Origin of the sequence: Micromonospora sp. NPDC005367, assembly GCF_040606825.1 — a bacterium.
GTDB lineage: Bacteria > Actinomycetota > Actinomycetes > Mycobacteriales > Micromonosporaceae > Micromonospora.
In genome coordinates, this window is sequence record NZ_JBEXFP010000003.1 from 43,477 (window position 1) to 62,176 (window position 18,700).

The 18,700-nt window shown below is 71.6% G+C and carries 14 protein-coding genes; 7 read left to right on the forward strand and 7 right to left on the reverse strand.

Going from position 1 to position 18,700, the window contains the following annotated elements; genetic code table 11:
* Positions 1 to 102: 102 nt before the first annotated feature.
* Entirely contained in the window at positions 103 to 1,899 is a 1,797-nt protein-coding gene (locus tag ABZS42_RS03000; protein ID WP_355141963.1) for a copper resistance protein CopC, read from the forward strand.
* Between the two features lie 22 nt (positions 1,900 to 1,921).
* On the opposite strand, the gene ABZS42_RS03005 is transcribed toward ABZS42_RS03000, so the two are convergent.
* The 5 genes from ABZS42_RS03005 to ABZS42_RS03025 form a co-directional block, all read right to left on the reverse strand.
* Positions 1,922 to 2,614, reverse strand: a complete 693-nt coding sequence (locus ABZS42_RS03005) for a copper homeostasis protein CutC (protein WP_355141965.1) — start codon at positions 2,612 to 2,614, stop codon at positions 1,922 to 1,924.
* Complete coding sequence (locus ABZS42_RS03010) at positions 2,611 to 4,752, reverse strand: ABC transporter ATP-binding protein (RefSeq protein WP_355141967.1); 2,142 nt, start codon at positions 4,750 to 4,752, stop codon at positions 2,611 to 2,613. The genes ABZS42_RS03005 and ABZS42_RS03010 overlap by 4 nt, the downstream gene beginning before the upstream one ends.
* A 12-nt stretch (positions 4,753 to 4,764) precedes the next feature.
* Entirely contained in the window at positions 4,765 to 5,685 is a 921-nt protein-coding gene (locus ABZS42_RS03015; protein ID WP_355141969.1) for an ABC transporter permease, read from the reverse strand.
* A complete protein-coding gene (locus ABZS42_RS03020; protein WP_355141971.1) occupies positions 5,682 to 6,641 on the reverse strand; it encodes an ABC transporter permease in 960 nt (319 codons plus the stop codon). The genes ABZS42_RS03015 and ABZS42_RS03020 overlap by 4 nt, the downstream gene beginning before the upstream one ends.
* A gap of 198 nt (positions 6,642 to 6,839) precedes the next feature.
* A complete protein-coding gene (locus ABZS42_RS03025) occupies positions 6,840 to 8,630 on the reverse strand; it encodes a peptide ABC transporter substrate-binding protein (protein WP_355141973.1) in 1,791 nt (596 codons plus the stop codon).
* Positions 8,631 to 8,925: 295 nt separating this feature from the next.
* Here ABZS42_RS03025 and ABZS42_RS03030 point away from each other — a divergent pair, with 295 nt between their 5' ends.
* From ABZS42_RS03030 to ABZS42_RS03055, 6 genes are all read left to right on the forward strand, one after another.
* Positions 8,926 to 10,071, forward strand: a complete 1,146-nt coding sequence (locus ABZS42_RS03030) for an ROK family transcriptional regulator (protein WP_355141975.1) — start codon at positions 8,926 to 8,928, stop codon at positions 10,069 to 10,071.
* Positions 10,072 to 10,084: 13 nt separating this feature from the next.
* Complete coding sequence (locus ABZS42_RS03035; protein ID WP_355141977.1) at positions 10,085 to 11,554, forward strand: M81 family metallopeptidase; 1,470 nt, start codon at positions 10,085 to 10,087, stop codon at positions 11,552 to 11,554.
* A gap of 4 nt (positions 11,555 to 11,558) precedes the next feature.
* Entirely contained in the window at positions 11,559 to 12,524 is a 966-nt protein-coding gene (locus ABZS42_RS03040) for an ROK family protein (RefSeq protein ID WP_355141979.1), read from the forward strand.
* A 288-nt stretch (positions 12,525 to 12,812) separates the two neighbouring features.
* Positions 12,813 to 13,508 (forward strand): hypothetical protein, encoded by a 696-nt coding sequence (locus ABZS42_RS03045; protein WP_355141981.1) that lies wholly within the window; start codon positions 12,813 to 12,815, stop codon positions 13,506 to 13,508.
* Positions 13,509 to 13,761: 253 nt separating this feature from the next.
* Complete coding sequence (locus tag ABZS42_RS03050) at positions 13,762 to 14,448, forward strand: SDR family oxidoreductase (protein WP_355141983.1); 687 nt, start codon at positions 13,762 to 13,764, stop codon at positions 14,446 to 14,448.
* Between the two features lie 255 nt (positions 14,449 to 14,703).
* Complete coding sequence (locus tag ABZS42_RS03055; RefSeq protein ID WP_355141985.1) at positions 14,704 to 15,522, forward strand: SAM-dependent methyltransferase; 819 nt, start codon at positions 14,704 to 14,706, stop codon at positions 15,520 to 15,522.
* A 74-nt stretch (positions 15,523 to 15,596) separates the two neighbouring features.
* Here ABZS42_RS03055 and ABZS42_RS03060 read toward each other — a convergent pair whose 3' ends face one another.
* Positions 15,597 to 16,478, reverse strand: a complete 882-nt coding sequence (locus tag ABZS42_RS03060) for a redoxin (protein WP_355142337.1) — start codon at positions 16,476 to 16,478, stop codon at positions 15,597 to 15,599.
* Between the two features lie 472 nt (positions 16,479 to 16,950).
* Complete coding sequence (locus ABZS42_RS03065; protein ID WP_355141987.1) at positions 16,951 to 18,699, reverse strand: amidohydrolase; 1,749 nt, start codon at positions 18,697 to 18,699, stop codon at positions 16,951 to 16,953.
* Between the last annotated feature and the right edge of the window lies 1 nt (position 18,700).

Consider the following 18,700-nt stretch of genomic DNA (forward strand, 5'->3'; position numbering starts at 1 on the left):
CGCTCGCCGACCTGATGAGTCGATCGACGCGGAACTTTTGGCCATTCGTATAAAAGGTTATCGAAGTATTGATCGAAGCTCGACCGTCGTGAGAATGCGATGATGCCTCTCCCCCCGGCTCCTGCACGCCTCGGCTCGGGCCTGCTCGCGCTCGTCCTCAGCTCGGCGGTCGCGGTCCTCGCGTCCGCCCCGCCCGCCGCCGCCCACGGCACCCTGGCGGCGGCCGCTCCGGCGGACGGCTCGGCGGTGAGCCGGCCGCTCGCGGCCGTGGAGCTGTACTTCACCGAGAAGGTCGCCGGCAACGCGTACTTCACCGTCACGGCGCCCGGGGGTGTTCGGGTCGACAGCGGCTGGAGCCACGGGGAGCCGAAACCGCTAGACCGGCCGGTACGGGAGTACTTCCTGGTCGACGGGAAGTTCGAGCCGCGCGAGTACGCGACGGGGTTCCCCGCCGTGGTGCGGATCGCGCACCTGCCGGCGTCCGGGCAGTACTCGGTGAGTTACCTGACGGTGGCCTCGGACGGCGACACGGTACGCGGCGCGACGACCTTCCGCTACACCGGGCCGACGACGCCGGCACCCCGGGGCTGGCGGCCGCCGACCGAGCAGCCCGACCCCGCGCTGCTCGCGGCCACCGAGCAGCACTCGGCGACCGGACCGGCTCCGGCGATGTCGGGAAGCCCGTCGGCCGCACCGACCGCGTCGTCGCCCCCGGCGGCCGCTGCCGCCACGGTCACCGGCGACGAGGGTGGCCTCGGTTGGCCGGCGTGGACCGGACTGGCGGTGGCGGCCACGGCGGTGGCCGCCCTCGTGATCCGCCGCCGCTCTACCGGCCGCGCCTCGGATCGGCGCGGCGCGGCGCGCGTGGCCGCCGGCCGTCGGGGCGCCGGCACCGGCTCCCGAGCAAGGGGTGGCACGACCCGTCGGGACGGCGGCGCCCGGACGCGCTGGCCCCAGCCGAGCGACCCGCGGCTCGCGTTGCTCGTCGGCGGGCTGGTGGTGGCCCTGCTGACCGGCTTCGGTCTGGGGCGGATCGGCGCGGGCGACCAGCGGAGCACCACCGGGGCGCGGGTTCCCACCACCCGCCCCGGCGAGCCGGTCGCCGCGGGGCAGGCGATGTCGACGGTGGACGGGCACCAGCACCCGGCAGGCACCGGACCGCACACGCACCCCGGTGACGGCGGGACGAGTCAGACGCGGGCGGCCGGCACCACGGTCAGCGCCGGCGGGTACACCCTGCGACCGGTGGAGCGGTCCCAGCCGGCGGGTGCCACGGTGAACTACCGCTTCCGGATCATCGGGACCGACCGGCGGGCGGCCACCGGCTTCGCGGTCGTGCACGAGACGACGTTGCACCTGATCGTGGTCGGCCGCGACCTGGCCGGCTACCAGCACCTGCATCCCACGATGGCGCCCGACGGCACCTGGAGCGTCCCGCTGAAGCTGTCCCGGCCCGGCGGCTACCGGATCTACGCCGACTTCTCCGTGGCCACCCCCGGCGGCAGCCCGCTACCGCTGGTGCTCGGCGTCGACCACCTGGTACCGGGAGCACACTCCCCGACCGCGCTGCCCCCGCCGCACCCCGCGGCGACCGCCGGGCCGTACACGGTGTCGATGGACGGGACACCGGCGGTGGGAATGATGTCCCCCACCTCGTTCCGGGTCGGCCGCTCCGGCACGCCCGCGCAGGTCGAGCGCTATCTGGGCGCGTACGGGCACCTGGTCGTCGTCCGCGAGGGCGACCTGGGCTACGTACACGTCCACCCGGAGCCGGAACTGGTCGACGGGGCCGTCAAGTTCTGGCTGACCCCGCCGAGCCCCGGCCGTTACCGGGCGTTCTTCGACTTCCAGGTCGACGGGACGGTGCACACGGCCGAATACACGATCGATGTGCGCTGAGCACCGCCCCGCCCACCCGCCGTCAGCGGGTGGCGGCGACGACCCGGCGTACCTCGTCGCCGTCGGTGGCCTCGCGCCCGTCGAGCAGCACCGGTGCCCGCAGGTGCACCTCCCGCGCCCCGGTCTCCGCGAGCACCTGCCGGACGTTGTGCGACCGGATGCCGCCGCCGGCGATCACCCGCAACCGGTCACCGGCCCGTTGCCGCAGGGCAGCGATGCGCGCGGCGCCGGTCAGCGCGGTGGGCGCCGCGCCCGAGGTGAGCACCGCGTCCGCCCCGAGGTCGATGATCCCGTCAATGGCCCGCAACTGGTCGTCGACCTCGTCGAAGGCCTTGTGCACGGTCACCGGCAGCGGGCCGGCCGCCTCGATCAGCCGGCGTAGCACGGCCAGGTCGAGACCGCCGTCGGCGCCGACGGCACCGACCACCACCCCGACCGCGAGGCCGTGTGGATTGGGCAGCCCGCGGATGGCCTCGATGTCGGCGAGCATGACCTGCTCCTCGACCTTGCTGACCCGGAAGTCACCGCCACGGGGACGGACCATGACCCGTACGCCCACCCTGCGCAACGTCCGCAGCGCCACCTCGACCGTTCCGAGGCTGGGGGTGGTGCCGCCCTGGCCGAGGTCGGCGCAGAGCTCCAGCCGGTCGGCCCCGGCCGCCTCGGCCACCAGGGCGGTTGGCACGTCACTCACGCAGATCTCGACCGTGGTCACGCTGCGGCCCCCGTCCGCGGGGACGCCGCGCTCGACTCCGGGCGCAACGGGAAGTGGCAGGCCACCTGGTGCCGGTCGCCGGCCAGCGGCGGCTCCGTCTCGCAGATCTCCTGGGCCAGGGGACAGCGGGTCCGGAACCGGCACCCGGTGGGCGGGTTCAGCGCACTGGGCAGCTCGCCGCGGATGGTGATGCCGTCCCGAGCCGCCGCGGGGTTCGGGGTGATGGACGGGACGGCGTCGATGAGCGCCTGCGTGTACGGATGCCGGGCGGCCCGGACCACCTCGCGGGCGGGTCCGATCTCGACGAGTTTGCCGAGGTACATGACGCCGATCCGGTCGGCCATGTAGTCGACCACCGACAGGTCGTGGCTGATGAACACGTACGCCAGGCCGAGTTCGCGCTGCAGGTCCTTCATGAGGTTGAGGACCTGCGCCTGGATCGACACGTCCAGCGCGCTGACCGGTTCGTCGCCGACGATCAGCCGGGGTTGCAGGGCCAGCGACCGGGCCAGCCCGATGCGCTGCAACTGGCCGCCGGAGAACTCGTGCGGGTAGCGCTCGAGGACCCGCCGGGACAGCCCCACCTGATCGAGCAGGTTCGCTATCCGCGCCCGTCGCGCCGCCCCGTCGCCCACCTTCTGGATCTCGAGCGGTTCGGCGAGGATGGCGTCGACGCGCATCCGCGGGTTCATCGCCGCGTAGCTGTCCTGGAACATCAGCTGGACCCGCCGGTGCATCCGGCGACGCTCCCGCCCGGCCAGGCCGGCGATGTCGGTGCCGTCCAGCACGATCTGCCCGGCGGTCGGCCGTTCCAGGCCGACGGCCAGCCGCCCCACGGTGGACTTCCCGCAGCCGGACTCGCCGACCAACCCGAAGGTCTCCCCCGGGCCGACCTCGAACGAGACGTCCGCGACGGCGCTCACCTGCCCGGCGTCCCGGCGCAGGAACCCACGACCGTGCGCGGCGTAGTCCTTGACGAGCGAGCGCACCGACAGGACCGGCGTCACCGCCGGCCCGTCCGGCCCAGGCGGCGGGGCGGCGGGTTCCGGTGCCGGCTCGACCTCGATCCGGACCGGGCTCGGCAGGGTGACCGGACCGGCGGAGGCCGCCGGCACCGGGTGCAGGCAGGCGTGCTGGTGCGTACCGGGTGAGAGGGTGACCTCGGTGGTCCGGCACTCGTCGGTGACGTGCCGGCAGCGCGCCGCGAACCGGCACCCGGTCAGCGGTCGGGACAGGTCCGGCGGCAGTCCGGGGATGCTGTAGAGCCGGGCGTGTTCACCGGCCTCCCGGATGGCCGACTCGGGCAGCGCCTCCATCAGCGCCTCGGTGTAGCGGTGCCGGGGCGAGCGGAACAGCTCTCCGGTCGCGGCGGTCTCCACCACCCGTCCGGCGTACATGACGGCGACCCGGTCGGCGCGCCCGGCGATCACGCCCAGGTCGTGGGTGACCAGGATGACCGCCATCCCGAACTCTTCGCGCAGGTCGTCGATGAGTTCGAGGATCTGCCGTTGCGTGGTGACGTCGAGCGCGGTGGTCGGCTCGTCGGCGATGAGCAGGCGCGGGGAGCAGACCAGCGCCATCGCGATGGCGACGCGCTGCCGCATCCCGCCGGACAGCTCGTGCGGGTAGTTGTCGACGATCCGGTCCGGGCGCGGCATTCCCACCCGGCGCAGGATCTCGATGGCCCGCTCCCGGGCCTCCGCCTTGCCGACCTTCTCGTGCACCCGGAGCGGTTCGGCGACCTGGACCCCGATCCGCATGGTCGGGTTGAGTGAGGTGAGCGGGTCCTGGAAGACCATGCCCATCCGCACCCCGCGGATCCGGCGTACCTCGTCGGCCGCCAACGACCGCAGGTCCCGGCCCTCGAAGAGGATCTGTCCCCCGGTCACCTGGCCGCCCTGAGGCAGCAAGCCCATGATCGACAGTGCGGTCATCGTCTTGCCACTGCCCGACTCGCCCACGACGCCGAGGGTCTCCCCCGGCATGACCTCGAAGCTGACCCCGTCGAGGGCGTGCACCGTGCCCCGGCGCAACGCGATGTCCGTGTCGAGGTCATGCAGTTCCAGCAGGGGCTGTACCCCCGCGCTGTCCCGGTCCGCCGAGGAGTTCCGGACGATCGGTTCGGTCGATTCGCTCATTTCGTGCTCCTGCTAGCGTCGCCGGAGGCGGACCTCGAAGGCGTCCCTGAGCCCGTCGCCGATGAAGTTGAAGGCGAGGACGATGAGGATGATGGCGATTCCGGGCGGGTACAGCAGCCACCAGTGGCCGCTGTAGGTGTCCGCGAGCCCGTCGGAGAGCATCCCGCCCCAGTTCGCCGCCGGCGGGGGTACGCCGAGGCCGAGGAAGGACAGGTACGCGACGTAGAGGATCGCGTCGGCCACCTGGAAGGTCGCGTTGACGATCACCGTCCCGATGGCGTTGGGCACGATGTGCCGGCGCACCGCCCGGCCGCCCGTGCCCCCCATCCCACGCATCGCCTGGACGTACTCGCGGGAGCGCAGGGTCAGTGCCTCACCCCGGACCAGCCGGGCCGGCCCCAGCCAGGCGAAGGCGCCGATGATGATGATGAGCATCGGCACGCTCGGGGTGACGATGGCGGCGAGCAGCATGAACAGGAACAGCGACGGGATCGACATCATCGCGTCGACCACCCGCATCATCGCCGCGTCGGCCCATCCGCCGACGAACCCGGCGACGGCTCCCCAGATCGTGCCCACGGCGGTGGCGAGGATGCCGGCCGCGAGTCCGACGATGATCGACGTCTGGCCGCCGAGCATCAGCCGGCCCAACTGGTCGTAGCCGACCCCGTCGGTGCCGAGGGGGTGCCCCTGCTCTCCGGGGGCCAGGTGCACGGCGCTGAGGTCCGTGTGCACCTGGTCGGTGTGGTAGAAGAGCGGGCCGAGGAAACAGAGACCGGCCAGCAGGATGAACAGGCCCAGGCCCACCAGGGCGAGCCGGTTCTCGCAGAAGACGACCAGCCCCTGCCGCCAGAGGCCGCGTACCGGGGCCTCGGACGCGTCGGCCGGTTCACCGGCGGTGCCGGGGCGGGCCGTCTCGGAGAGTGTGGTCATGACGCCCTCCCGCGGAGTCGGACCCGGGGATCGACGGCGGCGTAGAGCAGGTCGGCGACGAGCGCGCCGACGACCGTCGCGATCGAGATGATGACGGTGACCCCGAGCAGGATCGGGAAGTCACGCTTCAGCGCCGCCTGCCAGAACAGCTGCCCCATGCCGGGGAAGTTGAACAGGGACTCGACGACGAGCGCGCCGCTGAACAGCGCGGGCAGGTACATGCCGAGCAGGGTGATGACCGGGAACAACCCGTTGCGCAGGGTGTGCCGCAGCACGACCCGCCGCTCGGAGAGGCCCTTGCTGCGGGCGGTGCGGACGTAGTTCTCGTTGAGGTTGTCGACCATGGTGGAGCGGACGTACCGCGAGTAGACCGCGATGGTGACGATGGCGAGCGTGACCGTGGGCAGCACCAGCCCGGCCGGGTCGGCGAGCACCTCCCCCACCGTGAATCCCTGCGGCGCCTCGGGCGGCAGGACCGCCCACACCTGCGAGAAGAGGATGATCATCATGAGGCCCATGAAGAAGATGGGCGTGGCGTACGCCAGCAGCGACAGCGAGGTGATGGCGTAGTCGGGCCAGCGGTTGCGGCGTACGGCCTGGATGACCCCGAGCGGGATCGCCAGCACGATGGCGAGCAGGGTCGACAGCAGCGACAGCACCATGGTCTTCGGCAGCCGCTGGGTGATCGCCTCGACGACCGACTGGTTCAGCTGGTACGAGTAGCCGAGGTCGCCGTGCAGCAGGCGCTGCACGTACATGAGGTACTGCTGGATCCAGGGCCGGTCGTAGCCCATCTCGTGGTTGAACGCCGCCAACTGCTCCAGCGTCGCCTCTTTGCCGAGGGTGGCTCGCGCCGCGCCTCCGGGCAGCAGGTGCAGGATGAGGAACGCGATCACCGTGACGAGCACGACGACGACGAGGGCCTGGCCCAGGCGCGTGATGAGGTACCGGACCACGTGGTCGGTTCCTCCTCCCCGGTCGGGGCCCCGGCGGCGCGGTGGGGGGGGCCGCGGGGGGGGCGCGCGGGCGAGGAGACGGGGGAACGCCAGACACCCAGGAGGCTTTGGGGTCTGCCGGGATGGGGGGGGGCGCCGGCGGGGGGGGCCCCGGGGGGCGGGGGGCCCCCCCCCGGGGCCGGAACGATCAGTGATCGGTCACTTCCAGGACCAGTCCTGGAAGTACATGAGGTTCATCGGGTCCTGCGGCTCGACGCCCTGCAGGCCGGACCGATATGCCGAGTTCTGGTAGACCGGGTTCGGCATCCAGAGCACCGGCAGGTCCTTGGCGAGGAAGTCGTTGTACGCCTTGAGCGCGCTCTCGTCACCGGAGAACTGCGTGGCCTCGATGAGCCGGTCGGCCTCCGCGCTGCTGTAGCTGCCCAGGTTCACCGGCGCGCCGGTGGCGAAGAGCCGCTCACCGCTGGCGAACGCCGGGTAGTACCAGCTGCCCTGCGAGCCGAAGAAGGACATGTCCCACGAGCAGGTCGCCTCGGTCGGCTTGCAGGCCGGGGTGACGGCGACCGAGTCGGGGACCTCCTTGATGTTCAGCTGGATGCCGAGCTTGGACATCTGCGACTTGATCTCGGCGAACATCTTGGTCGTGGCGGCGAAACCGGTCTGGCTGGTCACGGTGAGGTCCAGCGCGGTGCCGGCGGCGATGCCCTCGCCGCACTGGTCGGCCCCGGTGCCCGGGGTCTGGCAGGTGGTCTGCCCGTCCGGGGTCACCTTCCAGCCGTGGCTCTCCAGCAGTTCCTTGGCCTTGGCCGGGTCGAACGAGTACACGCAGCCGGTGCCGTTGGTGCCCGGCTTGGCCGGCACCGGGCCACAGGTGGGCGCCGCCGTGCCGGACCAGATCACCTTGCTGATGGTCGGCTGGTCGATGAGCATCTGCATGGCCTGCCGCAGGTACGGCTGCTTGAACAGCGCCCCGGTCTTCGGGTTGTTGAAGTTCAGCTGCAGGTAGGTGACGGACCAGCCGTACCAGGGCGAGATCGTGTAGCCCTTGGACTTGAGGTAGCTCTCCTGGGAGACGTTGGCCGCCGGGATGTACCCGTAGTCGACGTCCCCGGCGCGCAGCACGTTGAACTCGGCGTCGTCGCTGGTGAACGGCCGCAGCACGACCTTGGCCAGCTTCGGCTTGTCCTCGCCCGAGTACTTCGGCTGGGCGGCGAGGGTGACCTCACCGTTCGGCACGTACTTCGCGAGCTGCCACGGGCCGCTGTTGACCTTCCACAGCTCGTTGGAGTCGTACGTCTTCAGGTCCTTCGCCGCCGCGGTGAGGAAGTCGAAGACCTTCTTGGCGCCCTCCGGCTTGCTGGCCAGGTCGCCCACGGCCGCGGTGGCGGAGTCCTTGTCCCAGGCGTGCTGGGGCAGGGGCGTGATCCGGTTGAGCTGGTTGTCGACGAACCACGCGGTGTTGTAGACCTGCTTGGTGGTGATCGAGAAGGTCTTCTCGTCCTTGATCGACCACTGCGCGATGTTGTCGGGGAAGCCGCCGGCCCGGTAGGACGCCCACTTGTCCTTGTTCGCGGTGACCAGGTCGTACCAGAACTGGATGTCCTTGGTGGTGACGGGCTTGCCGTCGGACCAGGTGTTGTCCTTGAGCGTGATGGTCAGCGTCTTGCCGCCGTCGCTGACCACCGGCGGCTCGGCCATCGACCGCTTCGGGTCGATGTTGTACTGCGCCGTGCCGTCCAACTTGTACTGGTACAACGACCGGTACAGCGCCTGACCGAAGATGGCGTTCTCGCCCTGGGTGAAGCCCGGCGCCGAGATCGGCAGGATCCAGTTCGGCGTGCGGAAGGCGACGGTCGCGGTGTCCTTGCCCTGGCTGCCGCCGTCCTTCGGCGAGCCGCCGCCGCAGGCGACCAGGCTCGCCCCGAGCGCGAGCGCACCCGCCAGCGCCACCGCGCCACGGAGGGCGCGCCCGGGAAATCTGCTCCTCATGAGTCTCCTCGATTGATGTGCACGTGCCCCGCGTCTCCGGGCGCTGGCGGCGTTGCCACAGGTACAGCCGCCTTGTGCCGCTGCTCGACGATCAACGCGGAGAATCTATCCACGCCGAAGTGCTGAGTCAACGAAAAATTCCCTCTTTATTCGGGAACTTTGGCCACGGTATGATCGAAGTCGGCGAGGCATCGAAAGATGCTCTCCGCGCGGACTCCGGAGCGCAACCTTGCTTTGGCACTGCGACAAACTGAGGCTGCGGCGCCGGAGTACCGCCCGAACGAGGAGAGACTTCTTGGAACCATCGATCTCCGCCACCTTGCGCGATCAGACCCTCGATCTGCTGGCCAGCGGCGCCGCCAGCTCGCGCGCGGACCTCGTCGAGGCGCTGCAGGTCGCTCCCTCGACCGTCACCACCGTGGTGCGCCGGCTGCTTGAGGAGGGCGTGGTCCTGGAGGAGGGCGTGGGACGGTCCACCGGCGGACGCCGTCCCCGGATCCTGCGGCTGCGGGAGACCAACGGGTTCCTCGCCGTCGCGGAACTGGGCGGCAGGCACGCCCGAGTGGGGTTGTGCGCACCCGGCGGCGGGCTCCGCGTGACCGAGGAGGTGGCGATCGACATCGCCGCCGGACCCACGGAAGTCTTCGACGTCGTCACGGCCACCCTCACGCGGATGCAGGCGGCGGCCGCGCCCGGCGAGCCGATGCTCGGGCTCGGCGTCGCCCTACCGGGCCCGGTCGAGTTCCCCCACGGGCGGCTGATCGGCCCGGCCCGGATGCCCGGCTGGAGCGGCCTCGACGCGAGGGCCGACCTGACCGCGCGCTTCGAGGTGCCGGTGCTGGTCGACAACGACGCCAAGGCGGCGGCCATCGGCGAGTACGTCACCCGCGGCCGGGAGACCGCCGACATGATCTACGTCAAGGCGGGCACCGGCATCGGCGCCTGCCTGGTCAGCGGCGGCCAGATCTACCGCGGCGGTCGTGGCCTCAGCGGCGACGTCACCCACGTACGCGTCGCGGACAGCGGCGAGCGACACTGCTCCTGCGGCAGCAGGGGCTGCCTGGAGACCGTCGCCAGCGGTGCCGCCCTGGCCCGCGAGCTGGCCGAGCAGGGTTCGTCGGCGACCACCGTCCGTGAGATCGTGACGGCCGTCGGCGACGCCGACCCCACCGTGGTGACCATGGTGCGCCACGCCGGCGGCCTGCTAGGGGTGGCGCTCTCCGGCCTGGTCAACTTCCTCAACCCCGACAGCGTCGTCATCGGCGGCGCCCTGTCCAGCCTCGACGTCTACGTGGCGGCGACCCGCGGAATGCTCTACGAGCGCTGCCTACCGTCCATGACCCAGTCCCTGACCATCGAAGCCAGCGTCGCGGGCCCGGATGCGGCCCTGGTCGGCCTCGGGCACCTGCTGCGCACGACGGCCGACGTACGACCCTCCTGAGGAGCCACCACCCGTGCCACGTCCCCTCCGCGTCGCCATCGGCGGCATCCACATCGAATCCAGCACCTTCTCGCCCCACCTGAGCACCGCCGACGACTTCGAGGTCACCCGTGGCGATGCGCTGCTGGCGCGATACGACTGGCTCTCCCCCGCCCAGCCCTGGGCCGTCGACGTCGAGTGGATCCCGCTCGTGCACGCCCGCGCCCTGCCGGGCGGCGCGGTGGACGCGCCGACGTACCAGGCCTGGGCCACGGAGCTGGTGGAGAAGCTGGCCGCGGCCGGCCCGCTGGACGGCATGCTGCTGGACTTCCACGGCGCGATGAGCGTCGTCGGATTCGACGACGCGGAGGGCGACCTGGTCACCGCCATCCGCTCGGCGATCGGGGCGGAGCCGTTCATCTCCGCGGCGATGGACCTGCACGGCAACGTCTCGAAGGTGCTCTTCGACGCCTGCGACCTGCTCACCTGCTACCGCACCGCCCCGCACGTCGACGTGTGGGAGACGCGTGAACGCGCCGCCCGCAACCTGGTCGAGGCGCTGCGCCGGCAGCAGCGCCCGCACAAGGCGCTGGTCCACGTGCCGATCCTGCTGCCCGGCGAGATGACCAGCACCCGCGAGGAGCCCGCCCGGGGCCTGTACGCGAGGATCCCCGAGATCGAGGCCCGCGACGGCATCGTGGACGCGGCGATCTGGATCGGGTTCGCCTGGGCCGACCAGCCGCGCTGCCAGGGCGCGATCGTGGTCACCGGCACCGACGCCACTGCCGCCGCCGACGCGGCCCGTGAGCTCGGTGGTCACTTCTGGGCGGCCCGTGAGGAGTTCGCCTTCGTCGCCCCCACCGGCACGATGGACGAGTGCCTCGACACAGCCCTGGCCGCGGTCGCCGACCCGGCCCGGCGACCGTTCTTCATCAGCGACTCGGGCGACAACCCTGGCGCCGGAGGCGCCGACGACGTCACCTTCGCCCTCGAACGGATGCTGGCCCGCCCCGAGATCCGCGACGGCTCGCGCCGGGCCGTGTTCGCCTCGCTGGTCGACCCCGAGGCGGTGGCACAGGTCGCCGACCAGCCGCTCGGCTCTCCGGTCCGGGTGACGGTCGGCGGACGGATCGACTCCCGCGATCCGGGACCGCTCCCGCTCGACGGGATCCTGGAGGCGGTGGCCGACGATCCCGACGGCGGACGGTGCGTCAGCGTTCGGGTCGGCGGTCTCAGCGTCTTCGTCACGTCCCGCCGGATGCAGTACCGGCTGCTCAGCTCGTACACCCGGTTGGGGGTCGCGGTCGACACGGTGGACGTCGTCGTGGTGAAGATCGGCTATCTCGAGCCCGAACTGTTCGACGCGGCCGGGGACTGGCTGCTGGCGCTGACACCTGGTGGTGTCGACCAGGACCTCGTGCGGCTGCCGTACCAGAACGTGGTGCGACCGATGTTCCCCCTGGACCGCGACTTCACCGCGGGCCTCGCCGTGGTGACCGGGTGATCGCGTGACTCAGCCCGAAGGCCGGTGCGTCCTCGCCGTCGACGTCGGCGGGACGACCATCAAGGGGGCCGTGGTCGACGAGGACGGCCGATTCCGGCATTCGCTGGTCGTGCCGTCACAGGCGGACGACGACCCGGTCAAGGCCGTCCGGTCCCTGTGCCTGCGACTGCGCGACGACGCGCTGGCCCTCGGCGTCACACCGGCCGCGATCGGTGTGGTCACGCCGGGCATCGTCGACGAGGTCGACGGGGTGGTGCGGTACGCCGCCAACCTCCGGTTCCGCGACGTGCCGCTGCGCGCCCTCATCGGGGACGACCTCGGGCTGCCGGTGGCGGTCGGGCACGACGCGCGCGCGGCCGGCGTCGCCGAGGCGGTGGCCGGAGCGGCTCGCGGGCTCGACAACTTCCTCCTGCTACCGCTGGGCACCGGCATCGCCGCCGCCGTGGTGGTACACGGCGTGCCGGTGTCGGGCGCGACGGCCTCGGCCGGCGAGGTCGGACACATGCCGGTCCACCCGGGCGGGGAGCCGTGCAGTTGCGGTCAGCGGGGGTGCCTGGAGGTGTACGCCTCCGCCGGCGGGCTGGCCCGCCGCTACGCCCGGCTCGGCGGAACGCCGGGATCGGACAGCCGGGCCATCGCCGACGCGGTGACGACCGACCCGGTGGCCCGCACGGTCTGGGACGACGCGACCCAGGCGCTGGGAACCGCCCTGGCCACCCTCACCCTGACCCTCGACCCGGCCCGCATCGTCCTCGGTGGTGGGCTGGCCGACGCGGGCGCGCTCTTCTTCGACCCGGTACGCGAGGCCCTGCGCGCGGCGCTCGCCTGGCGGAACCCGCCCCCGGTGCTGCGCTCCGCCTTCGGCGCGCAGGCCGCACAGGTCGGCGCCGCCGTGATGGCCCGACGGGAGGCCGGCCTGCCCGTGCCCGACGCCTGGGGCGCCCCCGAGCTCGTGCCTCCCGTCGGGTGACGGCGGGTCAGCGGATCCGGGCCGACGGCCGGTCAGCCACAGTTGCCCCAGCTGAACCGGCCGGCGCCCTGCCATCTGGTGAAGTAGAGAACCTCACCGCTGTACATGACGCACCTGTCCCGGGCGGAGCGTTGGATCGACCGCGCGTCCGGGCCGCCCTGATTCCACAATGGTCGGATATCGGCGGGGCCCGACGGAGCGGCCCGGTCGCCGACGGACCGGCCGCATGTCGGTAATCCGTCGTTGTCTGCCGGGCAGCCCGCTCCGTAGCGTCGCGACTATCGATCGATGCCGCGTGGAAGGGGCTTCCTCGTGACCGAACTCGTCGCTCCACAGCTCGTCGTGAACAGCAGGATGCTCTACTTCGGTTGGACACCGGCCGACCCCGAGGCCGTGGCCGCCCTCGTGCCGGACGGGCTCGAGGCGGCCCCTAACCGTCAGGTCTTCATGAATCAGTACGTCGTCGACGATCCGGGGCAGACCTCCGGCTTCGGCGCCTACTCCCTGACCTACATCGGACCGGACCTGTCCGGCCTCGATGCGCCCGACGGGATCACCCCCGGCCGATGGTGGACGCACTACTTCAACTCGAGTCCGGTCGTCCGCGCGTACGCCACCGCCCGCGGGGTGCCGGCCACCGCGGGAACCACCACCATCGAGGTACGGGGCAGGCGGCTGGTCGCCACCACCGAGGCGGACGGCGTACCCGTGATCAGGACGACGGCCCGCGTCGGCCGCGCCGGCGACGCCGTGAACCGGGGACAGCTGCGCTACCTCACCCGCCTGGACGGAAGGTTCGTCAGCGGCAACTACCCGTTCGTGGCGGAGCCCGTCGACCCCTTCGAGGTCGAGTCACTGGAGTTCCTCGAGCCCGACCACCCGGTGTACGCGCTGCGTCCGGCCGAGCCGCTGGAAATCGTCTGGGGCTTCTACTCACCGCGCGCGTCGTTCGCCTACCCGGGTGGCGAGTCGGTGCTCGACTGAGCTGTCCCCCGGTCGGGCCTCGCCCGTGGCGCCGCAGCCGGCACCCCGGGCGAGCCTGTTTCAGCGGGCGGTCGCGTACCTGGCGCAACCGGTCAGCTCCAGCGACACCTGGAGCCGCTCGAGGTGACGCGCACCAAGCTGTGGCCCCGGCCACGCATGGCGGTCACCACACCGTCCAGCGGAACCGACCCCGGCACGCGCTACGGTCTGTAATTGCCGATCAAGGTATGACCGGTGGGAGGAAAAGGGCTAAATGAGCACGTCCATCATTGTCGGCGGAAGCAACGGACTGGGCCGCGTCATCGCGCAGCACTTCGCGGACCGCGGGGACACCGTCATCATCACCAGCCGGGACAAGGCACGAGCCGAGGCCGTGGCCGCGGAGATCGGCGGAGACACCCGCGGGCTGGGCGCCGACCTCTCTCAGCCGGGCAGCATCGCCGCCGCGTTCGCCGACGTCACGGAGGTCGACAACCTGGTCATCACCGCGACGAGCCAGACGCCGAACACCCTTGCCGAGTTCGACGTGGAGGCGGCCGTCACCTCGGTGACCATCAAGCTGGTCGGCTACGCCGAGACGGTACGGGTCCTGCGCGACCGGTTCCGCCCCGGCGCCTCGGTGGTGCTCTTCGGCGGGGTGGCCAAGGACCGTCCGTACCCGGGGTCCACCATGGTCACGACCCACAACGCCGGCCTCAGCGGCCTGGTCAAGACGCTGGCCGTCGAGCTCGCTCCGCACCGGGTCAACGCGCTGCACTCCGGAATCGTCGGCGACAGTCCGAAGTGGCGTCACATGCCCGACCACCCGCACGTGGCCCGCACCCCGATCGGGCGGCTGGTGACGATGGCGGAGATCGTCGACGCGACCGACTTCCTCCTGCGCAACGGCGGCATCAACGCTCAGGAACTGACCGTCGAGGGCGGCGTCCTGGCCAACTGACCCCGACCGGCACGGCCGTGGGCCGGGCGGCCCGGCGAGAAGCATCGTGCGTACCCGGGAAACTAAACCGGGGCACGGGGTCGCCCGGCCCGGGCCGGGCAGCGGCCGCCGGGGCTGCGCCGAGGCCCACCCGACGGGTAGGGTCGCGGTGCCTCCTATGTGGACGCCGTCGGGGCGGCGGGTCGCGCACTACCCGGCGGGAGATCGCGGAGGCGAAGCCCGAGGAACCGTGCGCTACCTACGGAAGGGGCCGGCATGGTTGGTGCGACCGACGGCGGGACGAGGCCGGCGACCGCGGCCAGGATCTACGACTACTATCTCGGCGGCACACACAACTTCCCGGCGGACCGCGAAGCCGCCGAGGCGATGATGCGGGTGCTTCCGCTGGGGCCGCAGCTCGCCAGGACCAACCGGGCGTTCCTGGGGCGTGCCGTGCGCTACCTCGCCGAGTCCGGTGTGCGGCAGTTCCTCGACATCGGCTCCGGTATCCCCACCGTGGGCAACGTCCACGAGATCGTTCAGCAGGTCGCGCCGGATGCCCGGGTGGTCTATGTGGACATCGACCCGGTCGCGGTGGCGGAGAGCCTGGATCTTCTCAAGGACAATCAGCTCGCGACCGCCATCCGGGGCGACCTCCGCGAGCCGGCGGCCATCCTCACGCATCCGCAGGTCACGGAGCTGCTCGACTTCGATCAGCCGGTCGGCCTGCTGCTGGCGGCGGTCCTGCACTTCGTGCCCGACGACGACGTCGCGTACGGCGCGGTGGACCAGCTCCGCGCGGCGCTCGCGCCGGGAAGTCACCTCGTCGCGTCGCACGCCACCACCGACGACGTGCGACACGATCAGGACGAACTCGACGTCGCCCACGACATCTACCAACACCGGACCGAGACCCCGCTGGGCCTGCGCTCGCGGTCGCGGTTCGAGCGGTTCTTCACCGGCCTCGATCTCGTCGAGCCGGGCCTGGTGTGGCTGCCGCTGTGGCGGCCCGCCCCTGACGACCCGCAGTACTTCACCGATGACCCCCGGCGTAGTGCCGGTCTGGCGGCCGTCGGCCGGGTCCCCCGCCGGTAGTTCAGGTGTGGTGCGCGGCGGAGGCCACGAGCTCCGCCGCGACCACGTCGGCTCTCCGCCCGGCCGATCCTTCGTCAGGGGCCGAAGGTGAAGACGTACGCGCGGCAGCCGGGCTGATCGGCGGTGACCGTCAGCAGGTGATCGTCGCGTGACGCGCGGGCGACGAGCCGGACCATGCGCGGGCGGTCGACCCGGGCTGTCCCGTCCACGTCGACGTCGGCGCCGCGCCGGTCACTGATCGGTCGCCCGTCCAGCAGCACCCGCAGGATGGCCGGGCCGGCGGGCCCCGGCTCGACGACGAGGTTCACCTCGCCGGCGTTGAAGGGCAGGGCGATCTCGCCCGCGCCGCTGCCCAGTTCGACGTGGTCGCCACCGTCCCGCCAGTTTCCGGTCAGGTTGAAGGCGCCGGGCAGCCGCCGGTCCACGCCGAGGTACGTCTCCTCCGTCACGTCGGCGTACGAGGGCGGCGCGGTCGCCGCGAAGGTCGCCGCCTCGGCGGTCACCGACGGCAGCTCGACGTCGGGCTCCCGGTCCACGAGAAGCTGCCGGAGCACCGCCTCGGTACGGTCGTACTCGCCCTCGCCGATCCACCGGGCGGCGCGTTTCCCGTCCGCGTCGAAGAGATACCGTGCCGGCCAGGCGAGGTTGCCGAGGCCGTCCCAGACCCGAAAGTCGTTGTCGAGCGCGATCGGATAGGTGAGCCGGTGTTCCCGGATGCCCCGGTCGATGTTCTCGGCGTGCTTGCCGAATTCGAACTCCGGCGCGTGCAGGCCGATGACGGTCAGGCCCCGGTCGGCGTACTCCCGGTGCCAAGCCTTGACGTAGGGCGCGGTGCGGATCCAGTTGATGCAGGTGTACTCCCAGATGTCCATCAGGATCACCCGGCCGCGCAGCTCGTCGAGGGTCAGCGGCGGCGAGTTCACCCAACGCTGGACGTCGAGCGCGGGGATCCGCATGGTCACGGCGATCTCCTTCCACCGCCGCTGGCGGAGTCGGCGCACGGTGTCCGCCGGCACGCCCGCACTGCCCGGGCCAGGGCGGGGACACCTCCGCCCGCACGTGTGGTCGCTGACTCGGGCGAGCCGGATCGGCCGCGGAGGTGCCTGCCCGGCATCCTCGGGCGCCGCGTCACGGCATGGTCAGCCTAAATCGGGAGCGAGGGCGTACGCGCCGAAACGCTGCGTCCCGGCCGTCACCACCGACGATCCCGGCTCCGGTCCGCCGCGGCCGATCCGCGCCGGCATGAGGGTGCCGGCAGCTCGGCGGGCGGAGCCACGGCGTCGCCGTGATCATTTCGCTGCGTCCGACGGTGGGCCGGGACCGGTGTGGTGCCGGCGGGCCGCGACACCACACCGGGAGCCCGTGATCGAACGCTACGCGCGGCTGTTGCCGCAGTTCGCGGCCTCGCGCCGGGCGGCGCTGCCGGCGCTACTCGAGCGGGGGCAGGTTCGACGGCGGAAGGTCCGGCCCGAGATCGGGAGCGGACTCGGTCGAGACGATCCGCTTGGGCGGCCACGTGACGCCGCGCGGCGGCCAGGACTGCCGGGTCCGCTCCAGGAACCACTTCGGCGGCTCGTAGAGCGGCAACTGGTAGTTGTCCGGCAGCATGCTCTTCCATTTGATTTTGGAAGTGCGCCGGTCGAACTCCTCCTTCATCTCGGCCAGGATGGTCGGCTGGGTGAGCAGATCGACGGTGGTCGCCGCAAGGTACTTGGCGGCGGCCATCATCGCGACGTGCCCGGAGTTCGCGGCGGCGGTGGCGGTGTGGTGCCACGAGTGGTTCTTCGTGCCCCCGGGCTGGTGTGCGGTGCCCATCGAGATGGTGGGCACCTGCCAGCTGATGTCGGCGACATCGGTCGAGCCGCCCCCCATGAAGACCGGCGCCGGAGGTCGGAGCTCACTGATCGCGCTCGAGAATCCGGTCTCCGCCGAGCCGTTCGACCTCTGCAGCGCCTTACCGAAGCGCTGGTCGGCCTCGGAGAACGTCGGCGCGCCGATCTGCGTCATGTTGGCGTACATCAGCTCGGCGCCACGCTTGTTGCCGAGCTTGTTCCATACCCCGCCCATGATGCGGTGCTCCATCCGGGTGCCGGTGGCCAGTGCGGCCGCCTCGGCACACCTGACGATCTTGTCCATCAGGATCTTGGAGCGGGCCGGGCTACCCTCCCGCGCGTAGTACCAGATGCTGGACAGCGTCGGGAAGACGTTCGGCGCCTGCCCTGCCTGCCGGATGGCGTGGTGCATCCGAGCGGTGTGCGCCAGGTCGCTCTCGCGAAGGAACTCGGTCAACATCGCCATGGCCGTGACCGCGTCCTGCGTGGACCGGGTCTCCAGTGGGGAGCCGCCGTGCCCGTCCGTGCCGAGGAAGTGAAAGGCGACGCTGTACATCGCGTTGCCCGAACCCCAGCTCGTGCTGTTGCCGCTGGCCGGATGCCAGTCGACGAAGGCGTCGAGGCCACGGTAGACCCCCGCCTTCACCGCGACCGACTTACCGACCAGCTGCTCCTCCGCCGTGGAGCCGAAGAACTTGATGGTGCCGTCGATGTCGCGGGCCTTCATCGCCGCCGCCGTCGCCGCTGCGGCGCCCGCGGCCGCGGCACCCAGCGCGCAGTGTCCGCAGCCGTGCCCGAAGCCGTACGTCGGTGCGTACGGATCATGGTGGTAGACCAGCGGGTTGTGCTTCGGGTTCCCCTTCTCCTGCGACAGTCCGGGCAGCGCGTCGTACTCGCCGCTGAACCCGATCACCGGCTTGCCGGTGCCGTGACTGAACGTGGCGACGAACGCGGTGGGCATGCCGCCCGCACCCCACTCGATGGTGAAGCCGTTGGCGGCCAGGAACTGCGCCTCGGCCCACGACGAGTTCCACTCCGCCAGTGAGGGCTCCGCGTACTCCCAGATCCGATCGTTCAGGCCGGCGATGCGGTCCGCCTGGCGGTCGATCCAGGAGACGGCCGCGTCCTTCGCCCGCGAGTCGACGGCCAGGTTCGTCGGCGCCTCGTAGTTGACGAGATCGGACGGCATCGTGTTCGGGTCCAGCGCGAGGTCGGACGCGGCGGCCAGTGCCGGGTCCGACGTCAGCACCGGGGCGACCGCCAGCCCGGCGCCAGCCATGCCGAGCAGGCCCAGGAGGTCCCTACGGCTGTACCCGGACGAGTCGAGATGATCGGTTTCGCACATG